The sequence below is a fragment of the Alteromonas lipotrueiana genome (genome assembly GCF_019249245.1).
GTDB classification, from domain to species: domain Bacteria; phylum Pseudomonadota; class Gammaproteobacteria; order Enterobacterales; family Alteromonadaceae; genus Alteromonas; species Alteromonas lipotrueiana.
In genome coordinates, this window is sequence record NZ_JAESDK010000001.1 from 298,746 (window position 1) to 323,785 (window position 25,040).

Annotated in this window: 23 protein-coding genes; 11 read left to right on the top strand and 12 right to left on the bottom strand. The window is 46.9% G+C overall.

Annotated features, from left to right (window positions below):
* Nucleotides 1–20: 20 nt before the first annotated feature.
* The 7 genes from JK130_RS01310 to rppH all read right to left on the bottom strand — a co-directional run bounded on the left by JK130_RS01310 (nucleotide 21) and on the right by rppH (nucleotide 7,473).
* The gene (locus JK130_RS01310) at nucleotides 21–977 is read right to left on the bottom strand and encodes a sensor domain-containing diguanylate cyclase (protein ID WP_218352392.1); all 957 of its coding nucleotides are present in this window, start codon (nucleotides 975–977) and stop codon (nucleotides 21–23) included.
* Complete coding sequence (locus tag JK130_RS01315; RefSeq protein ID WP_218352393.1) at nucleotides 977–1,993, bottom strand: response regulator; 1,017 nt, start codon at nucleotides 1,991–1,993, stop codon at nucleotides 977–979. Before JK130_RS01315 ends, JK130_RS01310 begins: the two co-directional genes overlap by 1 nt.
* Before the next feature lie 9 nt (nucleotides 1,994–2,002).
* Nucleotides 2,003–2,836: a thymidylate synthase gene (locus JK130_RS01320; protein WP_218352394.1), complete on the bottom strand. Its 834-nt coding sequence runs from the start codon at nucleotides 2,834–2,836 to the stop codon at nucleotides 2,003–2,005.
* 3 nt (nucleotides 2,837–2,839) lie between these two features.
* On the bottom strand, nucleotides 2,840–3,658 hold the full coding sequence (lgt, locus tag JK130_RS01325) for a prolipoprotein diacylglyceryl transferase (RefSeq protein ID WP_218352395.1): 819 nt from the start codon (nucleotides 3,656–3,658) through the stop codon (nucleotides 2,840–2,842).
* A 4-nt stretch (nucleotides 3,659–3,662) separates the two neighbouring features.
* Nucleotides 3,663–4,469, bottom strand: a complete 807-nt coding sequence (locus JK130_RS01330) for a sulfite exporter TauE/SafE family protein (RefSeq protein ID WP_218352396.1) — start codon at nucleotides 4,467–4,469, stop codon at nucleotides 3,663–3,665.
* A 142-nt stretch (nucleotides 4,470–4,611) separates the two neighbouring features.
* Nucleotides 4,612–6,903, bottom strand: a complete 2,292-nt coding sequence (ptsP, locus tag JK130_RS01335) for a phosphoenolpyruvate--protein phosphotransferase (RefSeq protein WP_218352490.1) — start codon at nucleotides 6,901–6,903, stop codon at nucleotides 4,612–4,614.
* A gap of 36 nt (nucleotides 6,904–6,939) precedes the next feature.
* Nucleotides 6,940–7,473, bottom strand: coding sequence for an RNA pyrophosphohydrolase (rppH, locus tag JK130_RS01340; protein WP_218352397.1), 534 nt, complete (start codon nucleotides 7,471–7,473; stop codon nucleotides 6,940–6,942).
* 235 nt (nucleotides 7,474–7,708) lie between these two features.
* Between rppH and mutH the strand changes: the two genes are divergently transcribed.
* Complete coding sequence (gene mutH, locus JK130_RS01345; RefSeq protein ID WP_218352398.1) at nucleotides 7,709–8,383, top strand: DNA mismatch repair endonuclease MutH; 675 nt, start codon at nucleotides 7,709–7,711, stop codon at nucleotides 8,381–8,383.
* A gap of 17 nt (nucleotides 8,384–8,400) precedes the next feature.
* On the opposite strand, the gene JK130_RS01350 is transcribed toward mutH, so the two are convergent.
* Entirely contained in the window at nucleotides 8,401–9,204 is an 804-nt protein-coding gene (locus JK130_RS01350; RefSeq protein ID WP_218352399.1) for a hypothetical protein, read from the bottom strand.
* Between the two features lie 36 nt (nucleotides 9,205–9,240).
* Nucleotides 9,241–10,746: a CYTH domain-containing protein gene (locus tag JK130_RS01355; RefSeq protein ID WP_218352400.1), complete on the bottom strand. Its 1,506-nt coding sequence runs from the start codon at nucleotides 10,744–10,746 to the stop codon at nucleotides 9,241–9,243.
* A gap of 220 nt (nucleotides 10,747–10,966) precedes the next feature.
* On the opposite strand from JK130_RS01355, the gene JK130_RS01360 reads away from it, so the two are divergent.
* Nucleotides 10,967–11,572, top strand: coding sequence for a TIGR04211 family SH3 domain-containing protein (locus JK130_RS01360; protein ID WP_218352401.1), 606 nt, complete (start codon nucleotides 10,967–10,969; stop codon nucleotides 11,570–11,572).
* A gap of 177 nt (nucleotides 11,573–11,749) precedes the next feature.
* On the opposite strand, the gene putA is transcribed toward JK130_RS01360, so the two are convergent.
* Complete coding sequence (gene putA / locus JK130_RS01365) at nucleotides 11,750–15,562, bottom strand: bifunctional proline dehydrogenase/L-glutamate gamma-semialdehyde dehydrogenase PutA (protein WP_218352402.1); 3,813 nt, start codon at nucleotides 15,560–15,562, stop codon at nucleotides 11,750–11,752.
* 621 nt (nucleotides 15,563–16,183) lie between these two features.
* Here putA and ftsB point away from each other — a divergent pair.
* From ftsB to rpoS, 9 genes are all read left to right on the top strand, one after another.
* Nucleotides 16,184–16,471, top strand: a complete 288-nt coding sequence (gene ftsB / locus JK130_RS01370) for a cell division protein FtsB (RefSeq protein WP_218352403.1) — start codon at nucleotides 16,184–16,186, stop codon at nucleotides 16,469–16,471.
* A gap of 4 nt (nucleotides 16,472–16,475) precedes the next feature.
* Nucleotides 16,476–17,189, top strand: coding sequence for a 2-C-methyl-D-erythritol 4-phosphate cytidylyltransferase (gene ispD / locus JK130_RS01375; protein ID WP_218352404.1), 714 nt, complete (start codon nucleotides 16,476–16,478; stop codon nucleotides 17,187–17,189).
* A gap of 17 nt (nucleotides 17,190–17,206) precedes the next feature.
* Entirely contained in the window at nucleotides 17,207–17,683 is a 477-nt protein-coding gene (ispF, locus tag JK130_RS01380) for a 2-C-methyl-D-erythritol 2,4-cyclodiphosphate synthase (protein WP_218352405.1), read from the top strand.
* A complete protein-coding gene (gene truD / locus JK130_RS01385; protein ID WP_218352406.1) occupies nucleotides 17,683–18,750 on the top strand; it encodes a tRNA pseudouridine(13) synthase TruD in 1,068 nt (355 codons plus the stop codon). The genes ispF and truD overlap by 1 nt, the downstream gene beginning before the upstream one ends.
* A gap of 40 nt (nucleotides 18,751–18,790) precedes the next feature.
* Entirely contained in the window at nucleotides 18,791–19,534 is a 744-nt protein-coding gene (surE, locus tag JK130_RS01390; RefSeq protein ID WP_218352407.1) for a 5'/3'-nucleotidase SurE, read from the top strand.
* Between the two features lie 37 nt (nucleotides 19,535–19,571).
* Nucleotides 19,572–20,207 (top strand): protein-L-isoaspartate(D-aspartate) O-methyltransferase, encoded by a 636-nt coding sequence (locus JK130_RS01395; protein WP_218352408.1) that lies wholly within the window; start codon nucleotides 19,572–19,574, stop codon nucleotides 20,205–20,207.
* On the top strand, nucleotides 20,204–20,785 hold the full coding sequence (locus JK130_RS01400) for a YqaA family protein (protein ID WP_218352409.1): 582 nt from the start codon (nucleotides 20,204–20,206) through the stop codon (nucleotides 20,783–20,785). The genes JK130_RS01395 and JK130_RS01400 overlap by 4 nt, the downstream gene beginning before the upstream one ends.
* 44 nt (nucleotides 20,786–20,829) lie before the next feature.
* The gene (locus tag JK130_RS01405) at nucleotides 20,830–21,654 is read left to right on the top strand and encodes a peptidoglycan DD-metalloendopeptidase family protein (RefSeq protein ID WP_218352410.1); all 825 of its coding nucleotides are present in this window, start codon (nucleotides 20,830–20,832) and stop codon (nucleotides 21,652–21,654) included.
* Nucleotides 21,655–21,727: 73 nt separating this feature from the next.
* A complete protein-coding gene (gene rpoS, locus JK130_RS01410; RefSeq protein ID WP_218352411.1) occupies nucleotides 21,728–22,720 on the top strand; it encodes an RNA polymerase sigma factor RpoS in 993 nt (330 codons plus the stop codon).
* A 553-nt stretch (nucleotides 22,721–23,273) separates the two neighbouring features.
* On the opposite strand, the gene folA is transcribed toward rpoS, so the two are convergent.
* Both folA and cgtA read right to left on the bottom strand, forming a co-directional pair.
* The gene (folA, locus tag JK130_RS01415; RefSeq protein ID WP_218352412.1) at nucleotides 23,274–23,777 is read right to left on the bottom strand and encodes a type 3 dihydrofolate reductase; all 504 of its coding nucleotides are present in this window, start codon (nucleotides 23,775–23,777) and stop codon (nucleotides 23,274–23,276) included.
* Nucleotides 23,778–23,785: 8 nt separating this feature from the next.
* Nucleotides 23,786–24,943 carry an Obg family GTPase CgtA gene (gene cgtA, locus JK130_RS01420; RefSeq protein WP_218352413.1) on the bottom strand — a complete coding sequence of 386 codons (1,158 nt, stop codon included), beginning with the start codon at nucleotides 24,941–24,943 and terminating at the stop codon, nucleotides 23,786–23,788.
* Between the last annotated feature and the right edge of the window lie 97 nt (nucleotides 24,944–25,040).

Here is a 25,040-nt window from a genome sequence, read left to right on the forward strand (position 1 = left end):
CGATATCAGATTACACCGCCTTACTGAGTATAAGTAATCGCCATATTTCGCCCGCTGGCTTTAGCATCATAAAGCGCCTGATCGGCCTGCTCAAGCCAGGCCATTGCCGTGGGGTTGTCGGAACAAAAAGGAGCCAGCCCTAAACTTACCGTAAAGGTGATCGTATGCTCGTCGTGCTGTACCTGGGTGCCCTGCACTGCCAGCCGAATACGTTCAGCAACCTGCATAGCTTGTTGTGCATTAGCATCGGGAAGTACCAGCGAAAACTCTTCGCCGCCGTACCGACCAGCCAGGTCTGTTTCACGAATACACTGCTGAATCAGCTTTGCCAGGGTTTTAATTACTTTATCACCGGCCTGATGGCCATAGGTGTCATTAACCTTTTTAAAGTGGTCGATATCCAGCATAACTGCGGTAACGTTTGTTTCCCGTCTTTTAGACAACTTATAAATTGCGTCAAAACGTTCTTGCCAATAACGCCGGTTATATAAGCCTGTCAGGCCATCTACCCGGCTCATATGCTTCAACTCATCGTTTAGGCGTTCAACCCGAAGTTTCCCTAGTGCCTGGTCGGTGACATCGTACACCAGCATACAAATTCGGTTAACCTGGCCCTGGGCGTTGGTGCCCAACGGAAACAGGGTCACATTTTGATACATGGTGGCCGAATCTGAGGTAATAGGACGATTTGAGCCAAACCGAAACAAATAAGGGCGCTGTTCCCAGATAAGAAATACCGGGGTATGTAGGTTAAATACCGGATCGGCTTTGGCCCGTAACCAATCTTCATTTATTTCACTAAAGTGCGAAAATAGCGACTGACCGCAAATTTGGGAAGGCCGGATATCAGAGTGGTTTTCCATAAACGGATTCCAGACTTCAACCTGAAATTGTTCGTTAAGTACAACAATTCCCACTTCCAGTGAACGTAACAATTCTTCTTGCCAGGATTTCGCGGATAAATTTGTATTGGTCATTATATCTGCTGCCCCATCGAAACCAGCCGGGTGTAGATTTTTTCCATTGCATCATCAGGAAACAACAACAGCAAATCAAAACTGATATCACGACTTTTAATACCGTAGGCAATTTCAACCGCCATAACTTTGCTCCAGCGCGAGATGTTATCGCTTAGCAGGGTATCTAAACCACGGTGACGACCTAGCAGCTCGGGCAAAGAATGGCTAAACTGAACATCCAGCTGATCAGATAATGCGTTAAGGCACGCGCCTGTCAAAATATTTGATACATCCATAAGCGCTTCTAACTGAAGCTGAGGTTCGTCTGGTTTGCCGCGATACTGAAGCAATTCAATAATATTATGGGTATTGGTGTCATTAAAAATCACCAGTGCTTCGCCTTTAATACCTGCGCTGACGAACCCTTTAGAAACAGCAGAAACCCGCTCGTTGTGATGAATTTCAGCAATGGCCATATGCAGCTCATTACTTTCGATAAAGTTAACGTTAGGAATTGGCAGGTCGATAAATTCGCCCAACAGCCGCGCCAATTTTTCACCCGCACGCCCCATGGCCACGTTAACCAGTTCGCGGTAAGCATCAAGTTTGTCTTCTGCAGAGCTACCCTGGGCGCAACCCAATCGGTTGGTAGCGGGCGCCTGCTGACCGTTGTAGATGCCATAGCTTGCTAATAATTCGGTAAGCCTTTGATTGTCTATGGGCTTTCGAATAAAGTCCAGGGCCCCTAACGCCATCATGCGTTGCCGGGCTTCTGGTTGTACGTCGCCTGAAACCACAATAACCAGACAGGGAAGATCATTGCGCCGAATGATCTCCATCGTTTCATACCCATCCATTATCGGCATGGTCAAATCCAGAAAGACCACGTCAGCGTCGCCCTTGCGAATAGCTGAAATCGCTTCTTCGCCATTGTTGGCAAAGCTTAGTGAAATATCCCAGCCCGCAGGCAGTGCTCTGGCCATTTGCTTGCGCGCAAACCCCGAGTCATCACAAATTAACACTGCTGTGGACATAGACTGTTCCTAAACTGCGACCGGGGCTTTTATATGCGGATGAGCCTGGTAGTTGTGCAAAGTGAAATCTTCAAAGTTAAAGGCGAATAAGTCGTTAACCTGAGGGTTTATTTGCATTTCAGGGGCTGGCATCGGATCTCTGGATAACTGAAGATCAGCCTGTTCTAAATGGTTGGTATACAAATGCGCATCGCCCAGCGTATGAATAAAGTCGCCCGGCTTTAAATTACACACCTGTGCCACCATCAGGGTCAGCAGTGCATAACTGGCAATATTGAAAGGAACCCCTAAAAACACATCGGCGCTGCGCTGATACAACTGACACGAAAGGCGACCGTCAAGGACATAAAACTGAAACATAGTATGGCAGGGCGGTAATGCCTGCCTGCCCTGCTCAGCATTTTGAGTTGGAGATAGGCTGGCATCTGGCAACACCGCAGGATTCCAGGCACTGACAATCAGGCGTCTTGAATCAGGGTTAGATTTGATTTGCTCAACGACCTGACTTATCTGATCAATAGTATCGCCATTTGGGGTGGGCCAGCTGCGCCACTGAGCGCCATACACCGGGCCTAATTCGCCGGCTTCAGTTGCCCATTCGTTCCAGATAGACACACCATGCTCTTGCAAATAAGCGATATTTGTATCGCCTTTTAAAAACCAGAGTAACTCATGAATAATTGACTTCAGATGGCATTTTTTGGTGGTGACCAACGGAAAACCTTCTGCCAGGTTAAACCGCATTTGATAACCAAATACGCTTATTGTTCCGGTTCCGGTACGATCTTCTTTTTTGACCCCATGCTCGCGTACATGCTGCATCAGCTGTAAATATTCTTTCATAAGTTACGACTTCTTACCGGCTTTTACCGCCGTTTTTGATTCTTTTTGATAAGCTCGAACAATAAACCAAATACCCAGTACTATCATAGGCAGAGACAATAGCTGCCCCTGGGTTAGCCCAAAGCTGTATACCCCCAAATGGGCGTCTGGTTCGCGGAAAAATTCTACTATGAAACGAAATACACCGTATCCTAATAAAAATAAACCGCTGACTGCGCCTACCGGACGGGGCTTGGCCGAATATAACCAGAGTATGACAAATAACAGCACACCTTCAAGTGCAAATTCATACAGCTGTGACGGGTGACGAGGAACGTTACCGGCATTGGGAAACACAATAGCCCAGGGCACGTCTGTAGGACGGCCCCACAATTCAGCATTCAAAAAATTACCAATACGGCCTGCGCCTAATCCTATGGGTACCAATGGCGCAACAAAATCACCTACCTGCAAAAAGGTCGCATTCATCTTTTTGGCACGCCAGTACATGGCAGTAAGTACCCCCAGCAGGCCGCCATGAAACGACATGCCTCCTGTCCATATTTTGAAAAGGTAGAGAGGGTCGGCCACAAATAAATCAAATTGGTAAAACAACACATACCCAACACGACCACCTATAATCACGCCCACAAAACTCCAGAACAATAAATCGCCGAGCTGTTCTTTGCTCCATGAGGTCTGTTCCAACCGTTTATGGGCCAGTAAATAGGCCGCCACAAATCCAACCAAATACATAAGCCCATACCAGCGAACTTTTAGCGGACCTAAGCTCACTATGATCGGGTCTATATTCGGAAACACCAAAAAACTACTTTCCACCATGGGTTTACTCTATTCCTACAATCATTCGTATACTAACCAGTACCAACAGGACCGCCAGCATCTTTTTTAAAATTCGTGTATCTATTTTTTGGCCTAGCCGTGCACCAATACCCGCAGTAATCATCGACGAGGCAACAATACCAGCCGTAGCCGGCAAATACACATAGCCTAGCGAACCGGCTGGCATTTCAGGTTTGTCCAGACCGGCGACCACAAAGCTCACGGTACCAAACAGGGCGATGATGAGTCCGCTTAGTGCAGCACATCCAATAGCTTTGCGAACATTTACCTGAAACCAGACTAATGCTGGCACCAACAACGCCCCACCGCCAATACCCATTAATGAGCTAACAAAGCCGGTCACCGCGCCTACTGCGCCCAGTGTCGGTTTACCGGCAGTATAGGATGACATACTGCTGCGTCCCAGCACCATTTGCAAGGCAATCAGCATCACCAGAACCGCGAACACATTTTTTAAAGTATGGCCGGAAATACTGCTGGCAACCTGGGCTCCTAAAACCGCCCCGACCGCAATACCTAACCCGCACCATATCACCAGATAACGACTTAAGTTTCCTAGCCGGTAATGAGCAAACGCTGAAGAGCTTCCTGTAAAAATAATGGTCGAAAGCGAGGTGGCGATTGCCATTGGCATAACCAGGTTGGTGTCGAGTTTTAACGAATGGACCAGCAAATAAGATAATGCCGGCACAATGATTAACCCACCCCCAATTCCCAGCAGCCCGGCCAGCAAGCCTACAATCACGCCAATACCAATGCAGCTGAGGATAATCAGGTAAACCGGTTCCATATTTTACTCCCAAAAATATGATGAAGACTGTTTTAACGCCGCAGATTTGGCGGCAGCCAGACTAACACACAAAAGTGAATTTAGCGGTCAGGAACGTGAAATTAGCGTGCGGAAAACAGAAGAGATTAGCACCGGCCAAAACTTATGAGCCTGCGCGAATTAACCCCCCTAAGCCTTTGCTATCCAAGTAATCATTAATATAACAAAACACTTCGTCATGGGTATGGCAAGTTAAAGCGCATGACAGCAAACGCTGGCTTTCGGCCAGGTTTACATTGCGTATAACCCAGTTAATTTTGCGTAGATTGTGGGTGTTCATGCTCAGCCGCCGATACCCCATTGCCATTAATAAAATCGCCCCGCCCGGTTCGCCGGCAATTTCACCGCATATGGTCACCGGCACCTGGTTGGCATCGGCTTGCTTAACAATATCGTAAAGAGCGCTCAATACCGCTGGGTGATAACTATTGTACAGCCCAGCCACCCGGGTATTGTTACGGTCGACCGCCAACAAATACTGAGTTAAATCGTTACTGCCCACAGAAAAAAAGTCGACATGACGGGCCAGCTGAGGCAGCTGGTACAACACTGAAGGTACCTCTAGCATAATACCTAACCGCGGGCGTTTAAGCTTGTCCTGCCCGCCAGATAGCTCTTCGGTAACTTCGTAAAATGCCTGGTCAATCAGTCGGCGTGCTTCCTGGACTTCATTGACCGATGAAATCATCGGCAGCATTATTTGTAAGTTATCTAAACCTAAACTGGCCTTAAGCATGGCGCGAATTTGAACCAGAAAAATTTCAGGATGGTCAAGCGTTAGGCGTATCCCTCGCCAACCCAAAAACGGGTTTTCCTCATTAATGGGAAAATACGGTAAAGGTTTGTCACCCCCTACATCTAACGTTCGCATCGTCACCTGCTGCTCAGGCACACAGCTAAGTACCTCCCGATACAACTTGGCTTGCTCTTTTTCAGAAGGAAAGCTTTCGCGTAACATAAAAGGAATTTCGGTGCGATACAGGCCAATGCCTTTACCCAGACTACGCGCGACAGTTTCAATATCGACCGATAAGCCCGCATTAACCAAAAGCGCAACTTTGCAGCCGTCCTGGCTTTCACACTCCTGATTGGCTTCGGCATCTATTTTTTCATCAAGTAAGGCCTCTTCGGCCACCAGCATCACAAATTCGTTGCGAATACTGCGCTCGGGAGAAATAATAATTTCGCCCGAATAGCCATCAAGCAGAATTTCTTTACCGTCTAACAGGCTTGGTGACACACTTTGACAGCCCATAACCGCAGGAACACCCATTGCCCGCGCTAAAATCGCCGCATGAGAGTTGTTTGAACCACGTATTGAAATAATACCTTTAAGATAGTGCTGGGGAAACTCTGCCAACATGGTAGCTGAAACTTCTTCAGCTACCAGAATACTGTCTTTCTGAACTTGGCGAACACGCGGCGCTTCGCCCTCAGACTGTAATAAAATATTAGTTAAAATGCGGTTGGATAAGTCAACGATATCAATCGCCCGCTCTTGCATGTATGGGTCTTCCATACTTTGAAAACGGGCAGCGTAATCTTCTACCACCATTTTCAGCGAAGACGCCGCATTCCAATTTTGCTGTATTTTTGCTTCAACTTCCCGACCTAAACTGTTGGCATCAAGCAAGTGATGATACAACTGGAAAATGGCTTTTACGTCATCAGGCAAATCGTCATCAAGTCGACGAGATAATTCATCAACCTGTTTGCGGGTAGTGTCGACCGCTTGGCGGTACATCTGCACTTCGCGCGGCTTGTCATCTGTTTTTCGTAAAGCCAGACGGCGAAGATCGATGGTTGAGTCGGTGGAGTACCCCACACCAATCGCCAACCCTGAGGAGCCTGCTATCCCTGTGACCTTTTTTTGACGCGGTTGCGCCTCAGGCATAGAGACACTTGATAGCGCGCCCCGAACTTCGGCGCCGGTGATCTCTAGCGCCAGTTGTGCAGCCAGTGTTACTAAAAACGCTTCTTCATCTTCATCAAAAAAACGACGCTCTTTATGCTGCATGGTGATCACACCCAGCACTTTGCGTTGATGAATAATGGGGGTTCCTAAAAAGGCTTTGAAAGCTTCTTCATGCACTTCAGGATAATATTTGAAGCGAGGATGCTCATGCGCATCCTCGATATTGAGAGGCTCTTCGCGCTGTCCGACGAGTCCAATCAGGCCTTCTGAAAAGCCAATTTGAACACGCTCGACCGCGTCGCTTTGTAAACCATCTGTGGCTTTAAGAACAAATACCTGCTGCTCGTAATCGGCCAGATAAAACGAGCATGAATCCACACCGGTAACTTGTTTGACCCGGCTGGCAAGGCGCAACAAAGCTTCGTCAAGTACCGGAATTTGAATTACTTCCTGTACAATACGCTTCAATGTTGTAAGCATGCTGCCCTGGCTAGTCACGTAAACGGTCTCCTGCCATCAACCCCGGTGGCGCTTTCGCTGACGTTTGGACGTAGGACCAGAAGACGAACGTCCTAAGGCTGGCATTGCAACCGGGACAAACTCCTTCATAACCTTACGATACACATCGCGCTTAAACGACACCACATTTCTTACTGGATACCAGTAACTTACCCAGCGCCAGTCATCAAATTCAGGATGTCCGGTTTTCAGTACATCCACGTCGGTTTCGGCGCAGTCTAGCTGCAACAAAAACCATTTTTGTTTTTGACCTATACAAACGGGGTTGCTGCCCTGACGAATCAGACGTTTTGGCAATTTATAACGTAACCAATTACGGGTTACACTTAAAATTGTCACATCTTTAGGGCGTAACCCTACCTCTTCGTGCAACTCCCTGTACATTGCTTGTTCTGCAGTTTCCCCTTCATCGATTCCGCCTTGTGGAAACTGCCATGAATGCTGACCATAACGTCTTGCCCAAAATATCTGACCCATTTTGTTGCAAATCACTATGCCCACATTCGCACGGAATCCATCGGTATCTATCACTTAGACTCCCGGGCACGATAACCTTTAGTATTCTAGCATTTGACCATAAACTGTTAGCCTTTCAAAGTATTAATGCCGCTTTGGTTATTAACGGGCTGATAACCTTAACCTAAATAGCGCTATGGGGTATCTGCCAGCCCTTACCCAGCCTTGTATTGACGCGGTGAGACGGTACACTAACCGGCATGTAGATATTTTTCAGCTTAGCCTGGTATATTGATCAAGAGGAATCTGAATGCAGCCGCCTTCTACTGGCCCATGCAATATTGACGACTTACTGACCCGCTGTCAGCGTATTGCCGGTTTAAGTTTAGGCGAACTTGCGCAAATGGCGAACATAAGCGTTCCGGATAACCTGCAACGACATAAAGGCTGGCAAGGCCAGTTATTGGAATTGTGGTTAGGCGCCAGCGCTGGTTCACGGCCTCAGCAAGATTTTCCTGAGCTCGGCGTAGAGTTAAAAACTGTACCTATTGATGCTCACTGGCAACCTCTTGAAACAACCTACGTTTGTTACGCACCCCTTATGGGAGCGCCGGGCATAACCTGGGAGCGCAGCAATGTAAAAAACAAACTAGGCCAGGTTCTGTGGCTTCCGGTAGAAGGAGATCGTCGCTTACCCGTGGCACAACGAAGGGTGGCAAATGCTATTTTGTGGTCCCCGAATGTCAGTGAAAATGCGCTATTACAGGCCGACTGGGAAGAACTCACCGAGCAAATAGTCCTGGGTCAGGTAGAACAAATTACCGCGCGCCAGGGGCAAGCACTGCAGCTTCGGCCTAAAGCCGCTAACGGTAGCGTGCTTACGGATGCGTTAGGACCTGAAGGCGAGCGCATCCGCACTCGGCCGCGAGGTTTTTATCTGCGTAAAAGCTTTACCCGAAATATCCTTTTAAACGCATTCAGCTAAGCGGGTTGGTCAGGCTTTTAGCGAGATTTATTGACCGTCTCTTGCATTAAAATCTGTTCAGCGTGTTGCTCGTCGACCTGCGCATAGTCAATAGGACACGGAGAGGTTCGCTGTGGAATAATAAGCAAATACAGTACGCTTAGCGTGGCGATAGCAAAGATAAGCCCCACCCCATTTTGCCACAGCATGATATTCAGAAAACCAAAGGTAACCGCTGTGACTAATAACGTAAGAACACCCCCAATCGCCACCATTGACGACATCGCTGGCACCACATACCGTATTTTGTAATCGGTGGGACAAGTGACCCGCTGGTAAAGATATTTATGATAATTCTGCACCGTTTCGGTGATAAGCAACCCCAAAACTAAAACACCAAAACAGACCAATAAAGCAATGGCATACACCGGCCAAAAATCAAGAGGATGCCCTACAGGCCCACCTGCTAACAAACGTTGCTTTTCGGGCAAGCCGCTTAGCGCCAAGGGCAGTTGTAAAGCCAGGCATAAGCAAACTGGCAGCCAGGATACCCACTTAACCGGACGAACCTGCGCAATGAGGCGTGGCTTTAAAGCCCGGTAAAACAGTGTCATTAATAAAACGGGGACCCAGTCAGTTAATCCGTAGAGCGACAGCCAGCTATCCGAAGCCAGGGCTACTGCTTCGTCTGTTAAACTTAAAGGCCACACACACCAGCTTAACCATAACCATTTTCTGCCAACAAGTGCTGACTGCATCCGCAGCAATACCACGCCTGCGCAAAGCCAAGCCAGTCCCAGCCCCAATAAACTATAAAACATCCAGGTGGTATATTCAGGCATGGCACCGTCCTTTGTCTATTTGATACATCATTGCGGCTACCAGTAGGTATCTCCCTGCATGCCCATTTGGCGGGTGCGCTCCATAACCGTAAGCAAGCTATGGGTTTTCTGAGCAACCCAGTGGTTAAGTTTACTTGCCTCTTCGGGTTCAGTATCTTCAATAATGCTGTCCAGCATCATAAGTGCTTTTAATTCTTCAATACCGGTTAAAATATCCAGCCAGGGTGCACGAAATGCTTCTCTTTCACCGCTGAATAAATCGGCCAGTAAAAATCCACTCCATAATGTTTGCCGCAATATAATTTCTATCGCCGTGTAATTTGCAGCGCCCATAGACCGGGTGGTAGACATACTTTGTTGCACAGTTTGCCAGCCCTGAGATAGCCACCCCCGAGCGTGCTCAATGGCGGGCATTGCATAGTGATTCGCTTCGCTTCGCCAGGGCAGTTCATGCAACAACTGGGTGACCCGGAGTTTTATCTCAGTAGACTGCGTTGAGTAGAATAAACCTTCAGGATCGTGCGCCTGAACCAGCCCCGCTTTACGACCTTGCACATAGCTTTGCAGTGAGGGATGACGACTCAGACACTTATGAAACAAGCTTTTACGTGAAGCCAGATAGCGTAATGATTGTAAATCATCCTGCCATAACCACTGCGGCGTATATTTCATTAACAGGCTATGTAATTCGAGTAACTGCGAACATTGTAATACGGGTAAGTACAACGAAACGCACTGCAATAACAATCTTATACTCCGCGCTACCTCGCCCAACATTTTGACCGACCCGGTTTGCAAATAAAGATGTTCGTGGTGTTGCCAATGAGTTAGCGCATGCTGCGCCGCGATAGTAAACGCTTTTTCTGTAGAAACCTGAGAAGGCAAGGGCAAAAAGTCTGGCATTGGCGCTACCTGCGCTTTTACCCCGTTTAACAACTGATAACCCTGCGCGGCTTTTGAAACATCCGATACAGTGACCGGTAAAATACTATTAATCACTTCAGCAATGGCAAATAAGGCGCTTACTCCACCTTTTTTTACTTCCAGCTCAATCTCGTTTATAGGCGATTGAGCTTTGCCGGTAGTCGCCTCGCCTTCATCAAGCACTACCTCAATCAACGAACCGTCGAAACTCACATCATATGCGGTACGGGTAAAATTGGTTGAAAATTGACGCTCTAATTTTGCATTTGCAGCACGTGCATCAAATTTAGCGGGCCAGACGTGCTGATCGAACAATGTTAAGTCTGGGTGTGAGCTATCGAGGTCAATATTATATTCAGCGCGTTCGTGAAGCCCTCCGCTGACTTTTCCCTGAGTTTTTAATGTTTGTTCAAAAACCCCATCGTTGCCTCGCACCCTAAAGCCAATTTTGTTTTTTTGAAAGTCGTGCTCTGGGGTATCGTAGTAATCATTTTGCAGCTGCATATGCCGGGCTTTTGCCACCTGCATACCAAGCTGAGTCAGCGCAGGGATAACATTGTCTGCAAAAGCATTAACGGTGTGGCGCGGAGTAACAAATTTGAGTTCAATTTCGGCCATGAAGTAGGTAAACAGGCTGCAGAATTAATAATGCAGACACCTTACCCCTGCCAGCGAGAATTGGCAATGGGTGGACTGGTGTTGGAGGCAAAATCGGGGTAACTTGCACAAATCAAGACCAAATGGCTGATTCAATCGTTCTGTGAGCGGCATGACACTTGCCTTTCGTACCCACAGTCTCTAACATCTTTTGCTGGTTTAACAAGTTTACGGATTCTTTATGTTACGAAAGTGGCTTACGGTCATGTTGATCGCGTTGTCTTTTCAGGCGTTTGGCCTACAGGATGCTCCAAAAATGGAGCCGTCTTCCTCTCATTACATCCGGGATGATTTGTATGTATTTATGCATACCGGGCCAGGACGTAACTACCGCATTCTGGGCAGTATTGAAGCCGGAACGCCTATTACTATTTTAAAAAATGATCGTAACGCAGAGTTTATGCAAATTCGCGAGCACACAGAGGATCGTACCGGTTGGGTAGAATCAAAGTTTGTCAGTGATGAGATGTCCCGGGCTGAACAACTTCCTATCATCAGCCAAAAGCTGGCAGATAGTCAGGCGTCCCAACAGGGCTTACAATCAGAAAACGGACGTTTAAAACGCCAGTTATCCGAAGCCCGTCAAAAGTTAACCCAGCTTTCCAGCGCCACAGACACTCAGAGCCGGGAAATAAAACAGCTTTCTACCAAGCTTGAAAATCAGGAAAAGGATGAAATGATTAAGTGGTTTACCCGCGGTGGTATGGTGGCGGGCGCAGGTATTTTGCTAGGTGTTATTTTAACCTATATTCCTAAAAAGCGCGGACGCAGTAGTGAGTGGGTATAATCTGCTTATTTAGCTTTTCATCTTCTATGGGCGGCTAAAAGGATTGGCAAAGCATGATTTTTAAATCTGGTTAAACCGAGCGTCGTTGCTAAAGCTTGTCAGGCTTTAGCTTTGAACATAAAAAAGCCCCGACTTAAACGTCGGGGCTTTTTGTTTCACTATCGCTAAATTACCAGATTACATATCTTCTTCTTCATCTTCTTCCAACGTCATCAGCGACGTGTTACCGCCTGATGCTGTGGTATCAATACTGACCGTTTTCTCGGTCACCAGACGTTGAATCAGATTGTCGTGATATTCTGAAGTAATAACCGGCAGAATGGCTCCTCCCTCACGCGAGGCTAGCATCGCTGAGATTTGCGCGGTTCTTTCGGTATGAGAATCTACCACTACCCCAGCCAAATCTTCATCTTTAAGCAATGCATCAAGGTGCTTAAGCCGCGCTACCTGTAATACCCCTTTCGGTGCGCCTGTCGCGTTGAACTTTTTCTGAAACTCCAGAGCTTCTTCATAGAATAAGTCAGAGACCACTGATACAACAATATTACCCGTCGCCAACGCTGTCACAATAGACAATGTCCAGTATTCAAAGGTTACACCTTTGTCAGCAAAGCATACCAGTATACCGCGCGGTTCAAGGTGCAGCATGTTCGACTCACCCGTCGGCCCTGGCAGTGTTTTGGGGTTTTTCAAGCGGCGTTCGATAGAAATCAGCTGTTGACGCGAGGTAGCCAAGGTCCGGTTAAGGTCGTCGGCCAGCTCTTCAACAATATCTACTTTGGCAATTTTTGCCAGCAGCTGGCGCACATTCGACAACCGGTCGTTAAGTGGAGTATGACGCCATTTTGCTTCGACCGCTAAACCGTTGTCCATCAGCTTCGCCGCTTCTTTTGCGTCTTTTTCATCACCCGACAGTGCTTCATCAAGCTGGTCAAGATCTTTAACCTGAGAAGGCTTAGGCGTAGCCCGCTCCATCATCAGGCGTGGCAGATAATTGGGACCGCCTGCTTTAGGTCCAGTACCTGACAACCCCCGACCACCGAAAGGTTGTACGCCAACAATCGCACCAATCTGGTTACGATTAATATAAACGTTACCCGCACGACTTAGTGTAGCAAGTTCATGTGCACGGTCTTCGATACGCGTGTGGATACCCATGGTCAGTCCGTAACCGGTGCTGTTGATTTCCTTAACAACGTTTTCAATCTCGGTACCTTTAAAGCGCACAATATGCACTACCGGGCCGAATACTTCACGCTCAAGCACATTGATGTTTTCAATTTCATACAAAGTAGGCGGGAAGAAAGTAGCATTGTCAGCACCTTCAGGCAGCGAACCTTCATACAGTAGCTTACCCTTTCCTTTCATATATTCACGGTGATTAGTCAGTGATTTCAAAGCTTTTTCATCGATAACCGGGCCAATATCTGTTTTCAGATACATGGGGTTACCTATGTCCAGCTCTTTCATAGCACCAATCAGCATTTCGGTTAAATCGTCTGCGATGTCTTCTTGTACATACAACACACGTAATGCTGAACAGCGCTGACCTGCGCTTTGGAAACCTGAGAACACAATGTCATCAACTACTTGTTCAGGCAATGCGGTCGAATCGACAATCATTGCGTTCTGACCGCCGGTTTCTGCAATCAATGGCACCTGTTCACCGCCGCGAGAAGCCAGTGTTTGTGAAATTAATGTTCCGGTTTCGGTAGAGCCGGTGAACATAACGGCTTTGATTCTTTCATCGGGTAACAGCGTTTCGCCTACTTCTTTACCCGGACAAATCAATAGCTGTAAGGCGTCTTCAGGCAAACCAACCGACTGCATGATTTCAATACAACGACGGGCAATGATACTGGTTTGTTCTGCTGGTTTCGCAATGACGGTATTACCAGTAACCAACGCAGCCACAATCTGGCCAGTGAAAATCGCCAGCGGGAAATTCCAGGGCGAAATACACAATATTACGCCACGGGGGACCAAACGCTGGTCTTCATCCAGCTCGCGGGCACGTGCTGCGTAATAACGTAAAAAATCTACCGCTTCACGAACTTCATCAATACTGTCTTGTGCAACCTTACCGCCTTCACGGATACAAATTGCAATAAGCTCGCCCATGTGTCGCTCAAGCGCATTTGCAGAACGTTCAAGTATGTCTGCCCGTTCTTCTACTGAACGCTTTGACCAACTATTAAAGGCTTCATCAGTTTTATCAAGCGCCGTGCGCATTTCATCAGGCGTAGCATAAACATGATAACCCACGATATCTGAGTGGTCGGCCGGATTGCGAACTGGTGTTCCGTTTTCTGGAATATCACTTTCAGACACGCTATAAACTTTATTCCAGCGTTCTAGCTCATGTTGTAATGCATTTACGGCAATATGATCGGTAAGGTCCAGTCCACGTGAATTATCACGCTCTGGAGCATACAGCCCACGGGGCGGTTTAATCTGATTATTATAACGATTTTTCAGGCGCTGGGTCTTTTCGACCGGGTCTTCAAGCAAAGACTCTACCGGCTGTTCATCATCAACAATTGCATTTACAAATGAGGAGTTAGCACCGTTTTCTAATAAGCGTCTAACCAGATAAGCCAGCAGTTCTTCGTGCTCTCCGACCGGGGCATATACACGACACTGAATTTTGTCTTCTTCCACAACCTGGTCGTACAAGGTATCGCCCATGCCGTGCAAACACTGAAACTCAAAACCGTCTTTGTCATCACCCGCCAGCTCTAAAATTACAGAAGCGGTATAGGCATTGTGGGTGGCAAATTGCGGATAAATGGTATCACGGTAGTCTAACAGGCGATTGGCACACGCATGATAAGAAACGTCAGTTGAAGACTTACGGGTAAATACCGGGAAGGTTTCCAGGCCCATCTGCTGGCTAAGTTTTATCTCAGTATCCCAGTATGCCCCTTTAACCAGACGCACTTGCATAGTACGGCCCGTTTCCTGAGTCAGTTTGCGTACCCAGTCAATAACGTGCAGACCGCGTTTCTGATAAGCCTGAACAGCAATACCAAAACCGGTCCAGCCTTCCAGATCCGGATCGGTAAAGACTTTTTCAATAATATCTAAAGACAAATCAAGACGATCGGCTTCTTCAGCATCTATTGTCAGGCCGATATCATACTGCTTGGCCATTACACACAGCTCTTTAAGCTGCGGGGGTATCTCTGACATTACCCGATCATATTGCAAAAATTCAAAGCGTGGGCTTAAAGCAGACAGTTTTACTGAAATACCCGGAGAACCTTTGGGACCACGTCCGTTGGCCGCTTTACCTATAACTTTTATTGCATGTGAATAAGAGTTATAAAAACGCTTGGCATCGGCCACGGTACGAGCCGCTTCACCAAGCATGTCGTAAGAATAGACATAGCCTTTTTTCTCTTTTTCGCGCGCTCTGTCTACTGCATCTTCGATGTTTTCGCCCATAACAAACTGGCGACCCATAACACGCATGGCAATATTCATCGAACGGCGGATTACCGGCTCGCCCAGGCGTCCCAGAGTGCGTTTAAGCAGACCAAACTGCTCACTTTTGCGCTTGTCGGCATAGTTCACCATGCTTCCGGTAAGCAAAAGGCCCCAGGCAGAAGCGTTAACAAACATGGAGTCTGAGTTGCCTAAATGCGGGGTCCACTGTCCTTGCGACAATTTGTCACGAATCAGTTCGTCCTGAGTTTCTTCGTCAGGAACCCGTAACAGCGCCTCGGCCAGACACATTAGAACCACCCCTTCGGCGGTAGATAATGAGTATTCGTTTAATAGTGCATCTACGCCGCCGTGGCCTTGTTCTTCGCGGCGAATTTTCAGAACCATCTTGCGTGCACGTTCCCAGGCGCGACTTCGGGCGCGGGGATTTACCTCAGCAATAGGCAATATTTGGTCAATCGCCACCGATTCATCGATTCGATAATGATCGCGAATTCGCTGACGTATAGACGTCAGAGTATTGAGGTCTTGGTTAGTAAGCATTACTCGCCTTTTAAATTCAGTTCAAAAATCATGTAGGGTTTAGTCAGGCATACAGTCTCGTTGTTTTGCTTACATTGCAAGCGACGTCACCTGGCTAGATAAGCGACCAAATAATGTGTTTTTGATTGCCTGTGCTGGTTTTAACTGATGAGCCCCTGTTAGAGATCAGAGTAGGGCTCAACAATTTGCCGATACTACCATAAATTAAAATGCCGCAAACCCTTATTGTTGTAGGGCTCAAAGCACTTTTATGCATTTCGCCAACTCGTGTTAACAACAGGTTAATTCGCGTCTGAATAGTGAGCGTCTTCCGCTTTTACCGTCTAACACGATAGCCATTAAGTTAGTTTAATTGGATGAGGGTTGCTTTTTAAACATGAGGTAAGGGGCCATTAATGATTGCACGGGGCTCTTTACCGACTATCAACCCACTATCAAACGACTATCAAACGACTATCAAACGACTATCAATATCTTGCATTAGACTCTTAGTTTGGATACTCAAATTACAACAAACTGAGGTAAAACGTCACCGGTTTTAGGGATATATTCTGCTTTTGCCTATGCAAGCTGGTTGTCAGTCGGCATAATAGCTGGCCAGATTAACTGTAGGTGGCCGCAGTGCTTAAAGACAAATGGATCCCAATCTTGTTGCTGGTCTTGCTAGGCTTACTGCAACATCGATTGTGGTTTGGTAAAAACAGCATGGTTGATTACAACGAACTTAAGCACGAAGTGCATCGCCAGTCTTTGCAAAATGCTAATTTAGCCCAGCGTAATGCGTTGCTTGAAGCGGATATCGATGACTTAAAGATAGGCCTTGAAGCCATAGAAGAACGGGCCAGAAACGAGTTAGGGCTTATTAAAAAAGACGAGACTTTTTACCGAATTTTGCCTGCAGACCAATAAAAATATGACCACACCTCCTTTTATTGTAGCGGTAGTTCCTGCTGCTGGCATAGGCAGCAGAATGCAGGCTGACCGCCCAAAACAGTATTTGCAGATTCACGGCCAGACAATACTTGAACATACCTTGCACGCCCTTTACAAACACCCCTTAATTAAGCGCGTGGTTGTGGCTTTAAGCCCTGATGACCCTTTTTTTGAACAGTTACCGCTGGCCCAGGCGTCGTGGCTCACCCGGGTAGACGGGGGCCGTGAGCGCTGTGACTCTGTCCATGCAGCCCTGTCGGGATTACCTGATCATTGCTGGGCATTAGTTCATGACGCCGCCCGTCCCTGTCTGGCTCAGCACGACATCGACAAACTTATTCAGGCATGTCTTGAGCCAGATACTCCGGGCGCTATTTTAGCAACGCCGGTGCGCGATACTATGAAGCGCGCACACAATAATTCAGCCAGTCCGGTTCAGATTGCCCACACTGAAAGCCGGGAAAATTTATGGCATGCTCTTACACCACAAATGTTTCGGGTAGACCAGCTGCGTCGCGCACTAGAGCAAGCTCAACGCCAAGGCCTCTCAATTACCGATGAAGCCTCAGCGATGGAAGCGGCAGGCCATAAGGTTGTACTGGTAGACGCAGACCCGGCGAATATTAAAATTACACGACCTGCAGATATGCCACTGGCACAGTTTTATTTGTCTGCTCAACGTCATAATAGTTAACACAATACAGGTGAAATATGCGAATAGGACACGGTTTCGATGTTCATAAATTTGGTGGCCAGGGTCCGATAATCGTAGGTGGTGTCGCGATTGAACATGAATATGGACTGGTAGCACATTCAGACGGTGATGTTTTGTTACATGCTTTGTGCGATGCAATACTTGGTGCGGCAGCACTGGGTGATATTGGCCGGCATTTTCCCGACACCGACGACACGTTTGCCGGAGCAGACAGTCGCAAGCTTCTGATGCACGTTATTAGTATTGTGCACGAAAAAGGCTTGTGCATTGCCAATGCCGATATGACTATTGTTGCCCAAACACCAAAAATGGCGCCCCATATAGAGGATATGCGCCGGCATATTGCCAGTGATTGTCAGGTTGAAACAGACCAGATTAATGTGAAAGCCACTACGACTGAAAAGCTGGGGTACACCGGACGTAAAGAAGGCATTGCGGCCCACGCAGTGGTTTTGCTTGAGGCGCGTAATTAATGACATTATCCACACAACATTGGCATCACTTGTATGGTGCGCCACAATCTGCCGCCATATTTAAACAGCACGCCGAAGACTTTGTCGTTATTGAAGACCTGGGATATCCGCTGACTGGCGAGGGCGAGCATCAGCTTATTTTAGTTGAAAAGCGCAATGCAAACACGGCCTTTGTTGCTGAAGAGCTGGCTAAATTTACCGGATTGCCCCTGCGTAATGTGACGTACGCCGGCCGCAAAGACAAATTTGCGGTAACCCGGCAGTGGTTTGGCTTACATGCGCCCGGTCAGGCCGACTTTGATTTTAGCCAGTTTACGTTGCCTGGAGTAGCGGTATTAAGTCAGACCCGGCACAATAAAAAACTTAAAACCGGTCAGTTAAAAGGCAATCGGTTTACTATCACTTTGCGACAGGTTAGCGCGCCCAAAGAGGTTATTGTTCGTCTTGAACAAGCCGCAGCTATGGGTGTGCCTAATTATTATGGTGAGCAGCGCTTTGGGGTGGTCAGACAAAATAGCGAAGGCCAGCGTACTGAGGGCGGTAACCTGCAATTAGCGCAAAAAATGCTTGAAGGCGAAACCATACGTAACCGAAATAAGCGTTCAATGGCATTATCTGCGTTACGCAGTTACCTGTTTAATTGCCAGCTATCTCAGCGCATTCAGGCGGCTGTCTTTAACGATATTATTTTAGGTGACGCGTTAATGTTGTCTGGCTCTAACAGCTTTTTTATTCATGACGGCAGCGATAGCACCGTGCAAAAGCGTTATCAGGAAAAAGATTTGGCGCCGTCTGCTGCATTGTGGGGCAAAGGCAACTTACCCACCGCTGCCGAAGCGTACAAAATGGAACATCAGGTCGCCAACTGTTACGCCGACATAGCCGAATTTCTTGGTCAGGCCGGGCTTAAGCAAGAACGCCGCACAATAAAAATCTGGCCACAAAATCTTGAATGCGAACAGCAAGATGATACATTGACGGTTTCTTTTTCATTGCCCAGCGGCTGCTTTGCCACCTCAGTATTACGCGAGTGTGTGGTAACAAAATCGGCGCCCGCCGAAGCCTGAACGGGTTTAAAAATATTGCCTCAGGCATTTGGAGTACAGCATGAAAATTCTTTTAAGTAACGATGACAGTGTGTTTGCCAAAGGTATTCATGCGCTACATAAAGCTTTGCAACAGGATCACGACGTTACCGTTATAGCGCCCGACCGTAACTGCAGTGGGGCCAGTAACGCACTGTCGCTGCATCAGCCATTGCGTATTCAGCAGCTTGATAACGGATTTTACTCAGTAAATGGTACACCTTCAGATTGCGTTCACCTGGGGGTGAACTGCTTTTTAGAGCAAGAACCCGACTTAGTGGTATCAGGCATCAACCATGGCGCTAATTTGGGTGATGATGTGATTTATTCAGGTACGGTCGCTGCGGCAACAGAAGGCCGGTACATGGGCCTGCCGGCGATAGCCGTCTCACTGGCCAGCCATGATGGCAACTATTTTGAAACGGCAGCGCAGGTAGTGCTGGATATTATTGTCAAATTAAAGCAGCATCCGTTACCGGCCAATCAAATTTTGAATGTTAATGTGCCTGACGTACCTTATGAAGAGTTGGCGGGCATTAAAGTAACACGCCAGGGGCGTCGCCACCGCGCCGAAGGTATGCAACGTAGCCAGGACCCGTTTGGTCGCCCTATTTACTGGTACGGGCCGGCTGGCGCAGAGCAAGATGCCTCTGAGGGTACTGACTTTTATGCAATTGCTAATAACTATTGTTCTGTAACACCACTTGATGTGGATATGACTGCCCATCAAAGTCTTGAAGAAATGAAAGACTGGTTAAACAAATAATAACAACAATATTTTTGTTCAGGAAACTTACACGCTCATGAGATCATCGAGAAAAGGGGAAACTCTCGCTGAACTGCTCTATCAGGAAGGGGTAAGAAATCAGCAGGTATTAAACGCGGTGGCGGTGACGCCCCGGGATTTATTTCTGCCAGATGCATTACACCACAAAGCTTATCAAAATACCGCTCTGCCGATTGGACAGGGACAAACGATATCGCAACCCTATATTGTGGCGCGCATGACCGAACTGCTATTAGAGGCGACTAATCAGCCCCGTAAAGTGTTAGAAATTGGCACCGGGTCGGGCTACCAAACTGCGATATTGGCTCAGCTTTTTGGTGAAGTCTGTAGCGTAGAGCGTATCAAAAGTTTGCAGTTTCAGGCTAAACGACGCATGAACCAGCTCGATTTGCACAATATTTCCATGAAACACGGTGATGGCTGGAAAGGTTGGGCTTCTAAAGGGCCTTTTGATGCCATTATTGTTACGGCTGCTGCTAGTCGGGTGCCCGATGATCTGCTGCTGCAAGTTAGAGAAGGTGGCCGGCTGATTATTCCAGTGGGCGATGAACAGCAACAACTTCTTTGTATTGACCGTATTGACGGTGAATTACTCACACAAACCGTTGAAGCAGTCAGATTTGTACCGCTGGTTGCAGGAGATCTTCAGTGAAAATTTTTCAGCCGTGTTATGACATGGCGCTACGATGGTCTCGTCATCCTCACGCAAGCCGCTATCTTGGCGGGCTTAGTTTTGCCGAGTCCATGTTTTTTCCGATTCCGCCAGATGTAATGTTAGCGCCAATGTCATTATCGCAGCCTGACCGGGCGTGGTATTTTGCGTTGCTGACCACGCTCACTTCGGTGCTTGGTGGCATTGCGGGCTATCTTTTGGGTTATTTTGCCTTTGAAGCCTGGCTAGAACCCGTTATCGCCTCATCTGGCTATGCCGATAAGCTTTCGATTGCCATGAGCTGGTTTGAACAATATGGAGTCTGGATTGTATTTCTGGCTGGTTTCTCACCTATACCGTATAAAGTATTCACCATAAGTGCAGGTGTGCTGCAGATGGCTTTTGTGCCGTTTCTTATTGCCTCAGCAGTAGGCCGTGGCGCGCGCTTCTTTTTAGTCGCAGGGTTGATGCGATGGGGGGGTGAGCCAATGGAAGCTAAACTTCGACAGTATGTAGAGGTTTTAGGGTGGGCAGTGGTCGTATTGGCAATTCTGGCTTACTTCATTATTAAAGGTTAGCTAACTTGTTTAGCAGCGTTAAACGCATCTTATGGTTATCCCTGATGCCACAGCTAATCTTTGGCTGTGCTTCTGAACATACTCCCGCCCCCCTGGTTGTATTAGACAGCCAACCTAAAGTTAAAGATTTTCATTACCGCGCCGACACTTACACCGTTAAGAAAGGGGACACTTTATTTGCTATTGCCTGGTATGCCAATAAAGACCATCATGATATAGCCCGATACAACAATTTGTCGCAACCGTATCAAATTTTACCGGGTCAAAAACTACGCCTGTCGGCGCCCAAATTAGCAAATGCGAAGCGCAAGCCCGACATCAAAAAAAGCAAAAATTCTGCTCAATCTACTCAAATATTATACAAAAGGCGTGTTGACCGGCCCAAAGAGCAGGCGTATCTTAACAATGAAAATACTGTTAACAACCAGCCGGTTAAAAGCGTCAACAAACCGTCGAAAAACGCCAAAAATATGGTGAGACGAGGGTTTCCTGATAAGGTCAAAAAATGGACATGGCCTGCTCAGGGTAAATTATCCGGCACCTTTAATCGCGGTGAAACTGGCCGTAAAGGGATTACAATTAGCGCATCAGCGGGTACCCCTGTTTTTGCATCAGCGGCAGGAAAAGTGGTGTACGCCGGCAACGGTTTAAGAGGTTACGGTAACCTGATTATCATCAAACATACCGATAGCTTTTTGAGTGCTTATGCGCATAACGAATCCATTAAGATTGAAGAACAGCAGTGGGTTGATGCAGGTCAGCAAATTGCAACAATGGGAAGCAGTGGCACTGATTTCGTAAAGCTTCATTTTGAAGTGCGGTATAGAGGAAAATCATTAGATCCTCTTAAATACCTGCCGAATCGCTAAAAATAACAATAAATAATAATAATATTCCAAGGAGAACGTCTTAAGGTAAACATATAACGCAGGAGATGCCGTTATGGGACAAACAAAAATGGCTGTAGCCCAGTCAACGTCTCGCGATGAAAAGGACCATATCGACGATATCGATATGAAAGCAGCAGCAACCTTAAACGAGGAGTTGGACAACGAAAATGATGTTTTCGCTGCACCCAGTGAAACCTATAAGAACCTTGATGCCACTCAACTTTATTTAGGCGAAATTGGATTCTCGCCACTGCTTACCGCAGAAGAAGAAGTGCACTTTGCACGTCGCGCCTTAAAAGGTTGCGAAGCTTCCCGCAAACGAATGATAGTCAGTAACCTTCGACTTGTTGTAAAAATTGCTCGTCGCTACAATAACCGTGGTTTGGCTTTGCTTGATTTAATAGAAGAAGGCAACCTGGGTTTAATTCGAGCCGTAGAAAAATTCGACCCTGAACGGGGTTTCAGATTTTCTACTTATGCGACGTGGTGGATTCGACAAACAATTGAACGGGCCATCATGAATCAAACCCGAACTATTCGGTTACCTATTCATGTAGTTAAAGAACTAAATGTTTATCTTCGCGCTGCCCGCGAGTTATCCCAAAAACTTGACCATGAGCCTACCGCTGAAGAAATTGCTCACGCGCTAGACAAGCCGGTTGAGGACGTTACACGCATGCTTCGCTTGAACGAGCGCATTACATCGGTCGACACCCCTATTGGAGGTGAAAACGATAAAGCGTTACTAGATATTCTTGCTGATCAGTCAGAACATGGGCCTGAAGGTAATCTTCAAGACACTGATATTAAGCACAATATTGTTAAATGGCTTGAAGAGCTTAACCCGAAACAACGCGAAGTATTGGCCCGCCGCTTTGGTTTGCTGGGCTATGAACCCAGTACGTTAGAAGATGTTGGCGCTGAAATAGGGCTAACCCGCGAGCGGGTACGTCAAATTCAGGTAGAGGCGTTACGCAGACTGCGTGAGATGCTAAGCCATCAAGGTTTGTCATTAGATAACCTGTTTAGCCATATGGGCGAATAACCTGCCTTTTAGCATTAAGCCGCCTTAACCAGGCGGCTTTTTTGTTTGCATTGTTCTAACCTGAACTACATTGATATAAAAAGGGCTTCTATAACAACATTAACAAATACTAAATATGAGCGTAGTGACTGCGTGGTAAGTCTGATTTGCAAAGTCTGTACGACCACTACAACCGGCAAATCCAATGTTTTAAAGACCTGGTGTAATAAAAAATAATGGAAGTATTTGTGGGTAAACACGAGCCATTTGATGACTCAGTCAAACCGACCGCCGATGGTATTTCAGAAACGCAGATAGTATGTAGCTAAAAGTGGAATGGGGTCCAGGCTATATGGTTGGCTTTTATCAGTAATTTATTATCAGCAATCTTTTAGACGTACTGACAAACATGCTTATGTCTGGCTAATGGGGTAATAATTGTGATGATTTGTGCTGGCTTTATTAATATCAAAAATTTTTGGTCTTAATACAGCCAAATTTAGCGCAATCCACGTTATAGCGATATTGAACTACAGTGCTATTGCCTAGACCTACTAGCTTGCCACGGTATTGTTCAGGCTGAACGCTTTAATGTCACAAAGGTATAGTCATACGGGTTTTTTTCATCGGCCTTGAATACCTGTTTGTCAAACTGGTGCCAGTTACCCTGACTATTATAGTCGGGAAAATACGTATCGCCGTCAACATTCAAATCGATATGCGTTAAATAAAGCACATCCGTTTTTGATAGCAACGCTTCATACACTTTCCCCCCACCAATAACCATTACTTCATCAGATTCGCCCATATGCTCGCTGGCGACCTGTAATGCAGCGTCAAGGTTAGTTACGACAATCACTCCGTCGGGGCTATAATCAGCGTTACTGGTGACCACAATATTCGTGCGATTTGGCAAGGGCCGCCCTATTGACTCAAAGGTATTGCGACCCATTACCACCGGTTTACCGGTGGTAACCTTTTTGAAAAAACGAAGATCAGCAGGCAGATGCCATGGCATTTTGTTGTCACACCCAATAACGCGGTTGTGAGCCATAGCCGCTATCATGGCAATTTTCATACTATTCCTTACTTACGATATTCAACATCAACATCGTAATCGTCTTCGTCCCAGTCGTCGTCATCAAGATCATCATCCGCCTCTTGTAACGCATTTTGATGGTAAGTGTCCCATTTAAAAGTGACTTCTTCTTCATCAATTTCTTGTTCTTCAGGCGCCGGCAGTGTTTCGATAAAGTCCATCACATCACGACACAGTGCATCGGTGTGTAATTTTTGAAACGCCGAAATCTTATAAACAGGACCATCCCAGTCCAGAGCTTTTGTTACCTTTTCAACCACTTCGTCTACTTCATCTTCAAGCAGTAAATCGGCTTTGTTGAATATTAACCAACGTGGTTTTTCAGCCAGTTTAGGACTGTATTTTTGTAGCTCATCTATGATTGCTTTGGCATTTTGAGCCGGATCGCTTAGGTCTGCGGGTAGCAAATCAACAATATGCATCAATATACGGCAACGCTCTAAATGCTTTAAAAACCGAATACCTAAACCTGCACCTTCTGCAGCACCTTCAATCAGACCCGGAATATCGGCAATAACAAAACTGCGCTGTGCGTCCTGGCGTACCACACCCAGATTAGGCACCAATGTGGTAAATGGATAATCTGCAACTTTAGGTTTTGCCGCAGAAACCGAGCGTATAAATGTCGATTTACCCGCATTAGGCATTCCCAGTAGCCCTACATCAGCCAATAGCATAAGCTCAAGTCTGAGATTACGAATTTCGCCCGGTGTTCCATTGGTTTTTTGTCTGGGTGCGCGGTTAGTACTGCTTTTGAAACGGGCATTTCCCAGGCCATGAAACCCGCCCTGAGCCACTTTTAATTTTTGGCCATGGTGAGTAAGATCGCCCAGGACTTCAGCGGTTTCAACATCAGTAGCGCGGGTCCCTACAGGTACTTTCATAAATAAGTCTTCACCGCCACGACCTGTACAATCACTGCCCTGGCCGTTTTGACCCCGCTGAGCCCGATGAAAGCGTTCGAAACGATAGTCTATCAACGTATTCAGGTTTTCATCAGCTTCCAGATAAACACTGCCGCCATCGCCCCCATCCCCACCGTCCGGGCCACCTTTAGGAACGTATTTTTCACGTCGAAAGCCTATTGTACCGTTGCCGCCATCGCCGGCTTCAACACGAACTTCAGCTTCATCAACAAATTTCATTTATAACTCCGGATTTAACCAGTTAGAACAGAGCAGGCAGGACGACAGCGTTTGCCGGCTGTATATAACCTGCAGTTTACACTATTACGCGGTCTTC

Coding starts and splice junctions, on each gene's coding strand:
- JK130_RS01310 (WP_218352392.1), bottom strand. CDS start 977: ATGACCAATACAAATTTATCCGCGAAATCCTGGCAAGAAGAATTGTTA.
- JK130_RS01315 (WP_218352393.1), bottom strand. CDS start 1,993: ATGTCCACAGCAGTGTTAATTTGTGATGACTCGGGGTTTGCGCGCAAG.
- JK130_RS01320 (WP_218352394.1), bottom strand. CDS start 2,836: ATGAAAGAATATTTACAGCTGATGCAGCATGTACGCGAGCATGGGGTC.
- lgt (WP_218352395.1), bottom strand. CDS start 3,658: ATGGTGGAAAGTAGTTTTTTGGTGTTTCCGAATATAGACCCGATCATA.
- JK130_RS01330 (WP_218352396.1), bottom strand. CDS start 4,469: ATGGAACCGGTTTACCTGATTATCCTCAGCTGCATTGGTATTGGCGTG.
- ptsP (WP_218352490.1), bottom strand. CDS start 6,903: ATGCTTACAACATTGAAGCGTATTGTACAGGAAGTAATTCAAATTCCG.
- mutH (WP_218352398.1), top strand. CDS start 7,709: ATGCAGCCGCCTTCTACTGGCCCATGCAATATTGACGACTTACTGACC.
- JK130_RS01350 (WP_218352399.1), bottom strand. CDS start 9,204: ATGCCTGAATATACCACCTGGATGTTTTATAGTTTATTGGGGCTGGGA.
- JK130_RS01355 (WP_218352400.1), bottom strand. CDS start 10,746: ATGGCCGAAATTGAACTCAAATTTGTTACTCCGCGCCACACCGTTAAT.
- JK130_RS01360 (WP_218352401.1), top strand. CDS start 10,967: ATGTTACGAAAGTGGCTTACGGTCATGTTGATCGCGTTGTCTTTTCAG.
- putA (WP_218352402.1), bottom strand. CDS start 15,562: ATGCTTACTAACCAAGACCTCAATACTCTGACGTCTATACGTCAGCGA.
- ispD (WP_218352404.1), top strand. CDS start 16,476: ATGACCACACCTCCTTTTATTGTAGCGGTAGTTCCTGCTGCTGGCATA.
- ispF (WP_218352405.1), top strand. CDS start 17,207: ATGCGAATAGGACACGGTTTCGATGTTCATAAATTTGGTGGCCAGGGT.
- truD (WP_218352406.1), top strand. CDS start 17,683: ATGACATTATCCACACAACATTGGCATCACTTGTATGGTGCGCCACAA.
- surE (WP_218352407.1), top strand. CDS start 18,791: ATGAAAATTCTTTTAAGTAACGATGACAGTGTGTTTGCCAAAGGTATT.
- JK130_RS01395 (WP_218352408.1), top strand. CDS start 19,572: ATGAGATCATCGAGAAAAGGGGAAACTCTCGCTGAACTGCTCTATCAG.
- JK130_RS01405 (WP_218352410.1), top strand. CDS start 20,830: ATGCCACAGCTAATCTTTGGCTGTGCTTCTGAACATACTCCCGCCCCC.
- rpoS (WP_218352411.1), top strand. CDS start 21,728: ATGGGACAAACAAAAATGGCTGTAGCCCAGTCAACGTCTCGCGATGAA.
- folA (WP_218352412.1), bottom strand. CDS start 23,777: ATGAAAATTGCCATGATAGCGGCTATGGCTCACAACCGCGTTATTGGG.
- cgtA (WP_218352413.1), bottom strand. CDS start 24,943: ATGAAATTTGTTGATGAAGCTGAAGTTCGTGTTGAAGCCGGCGATGGC.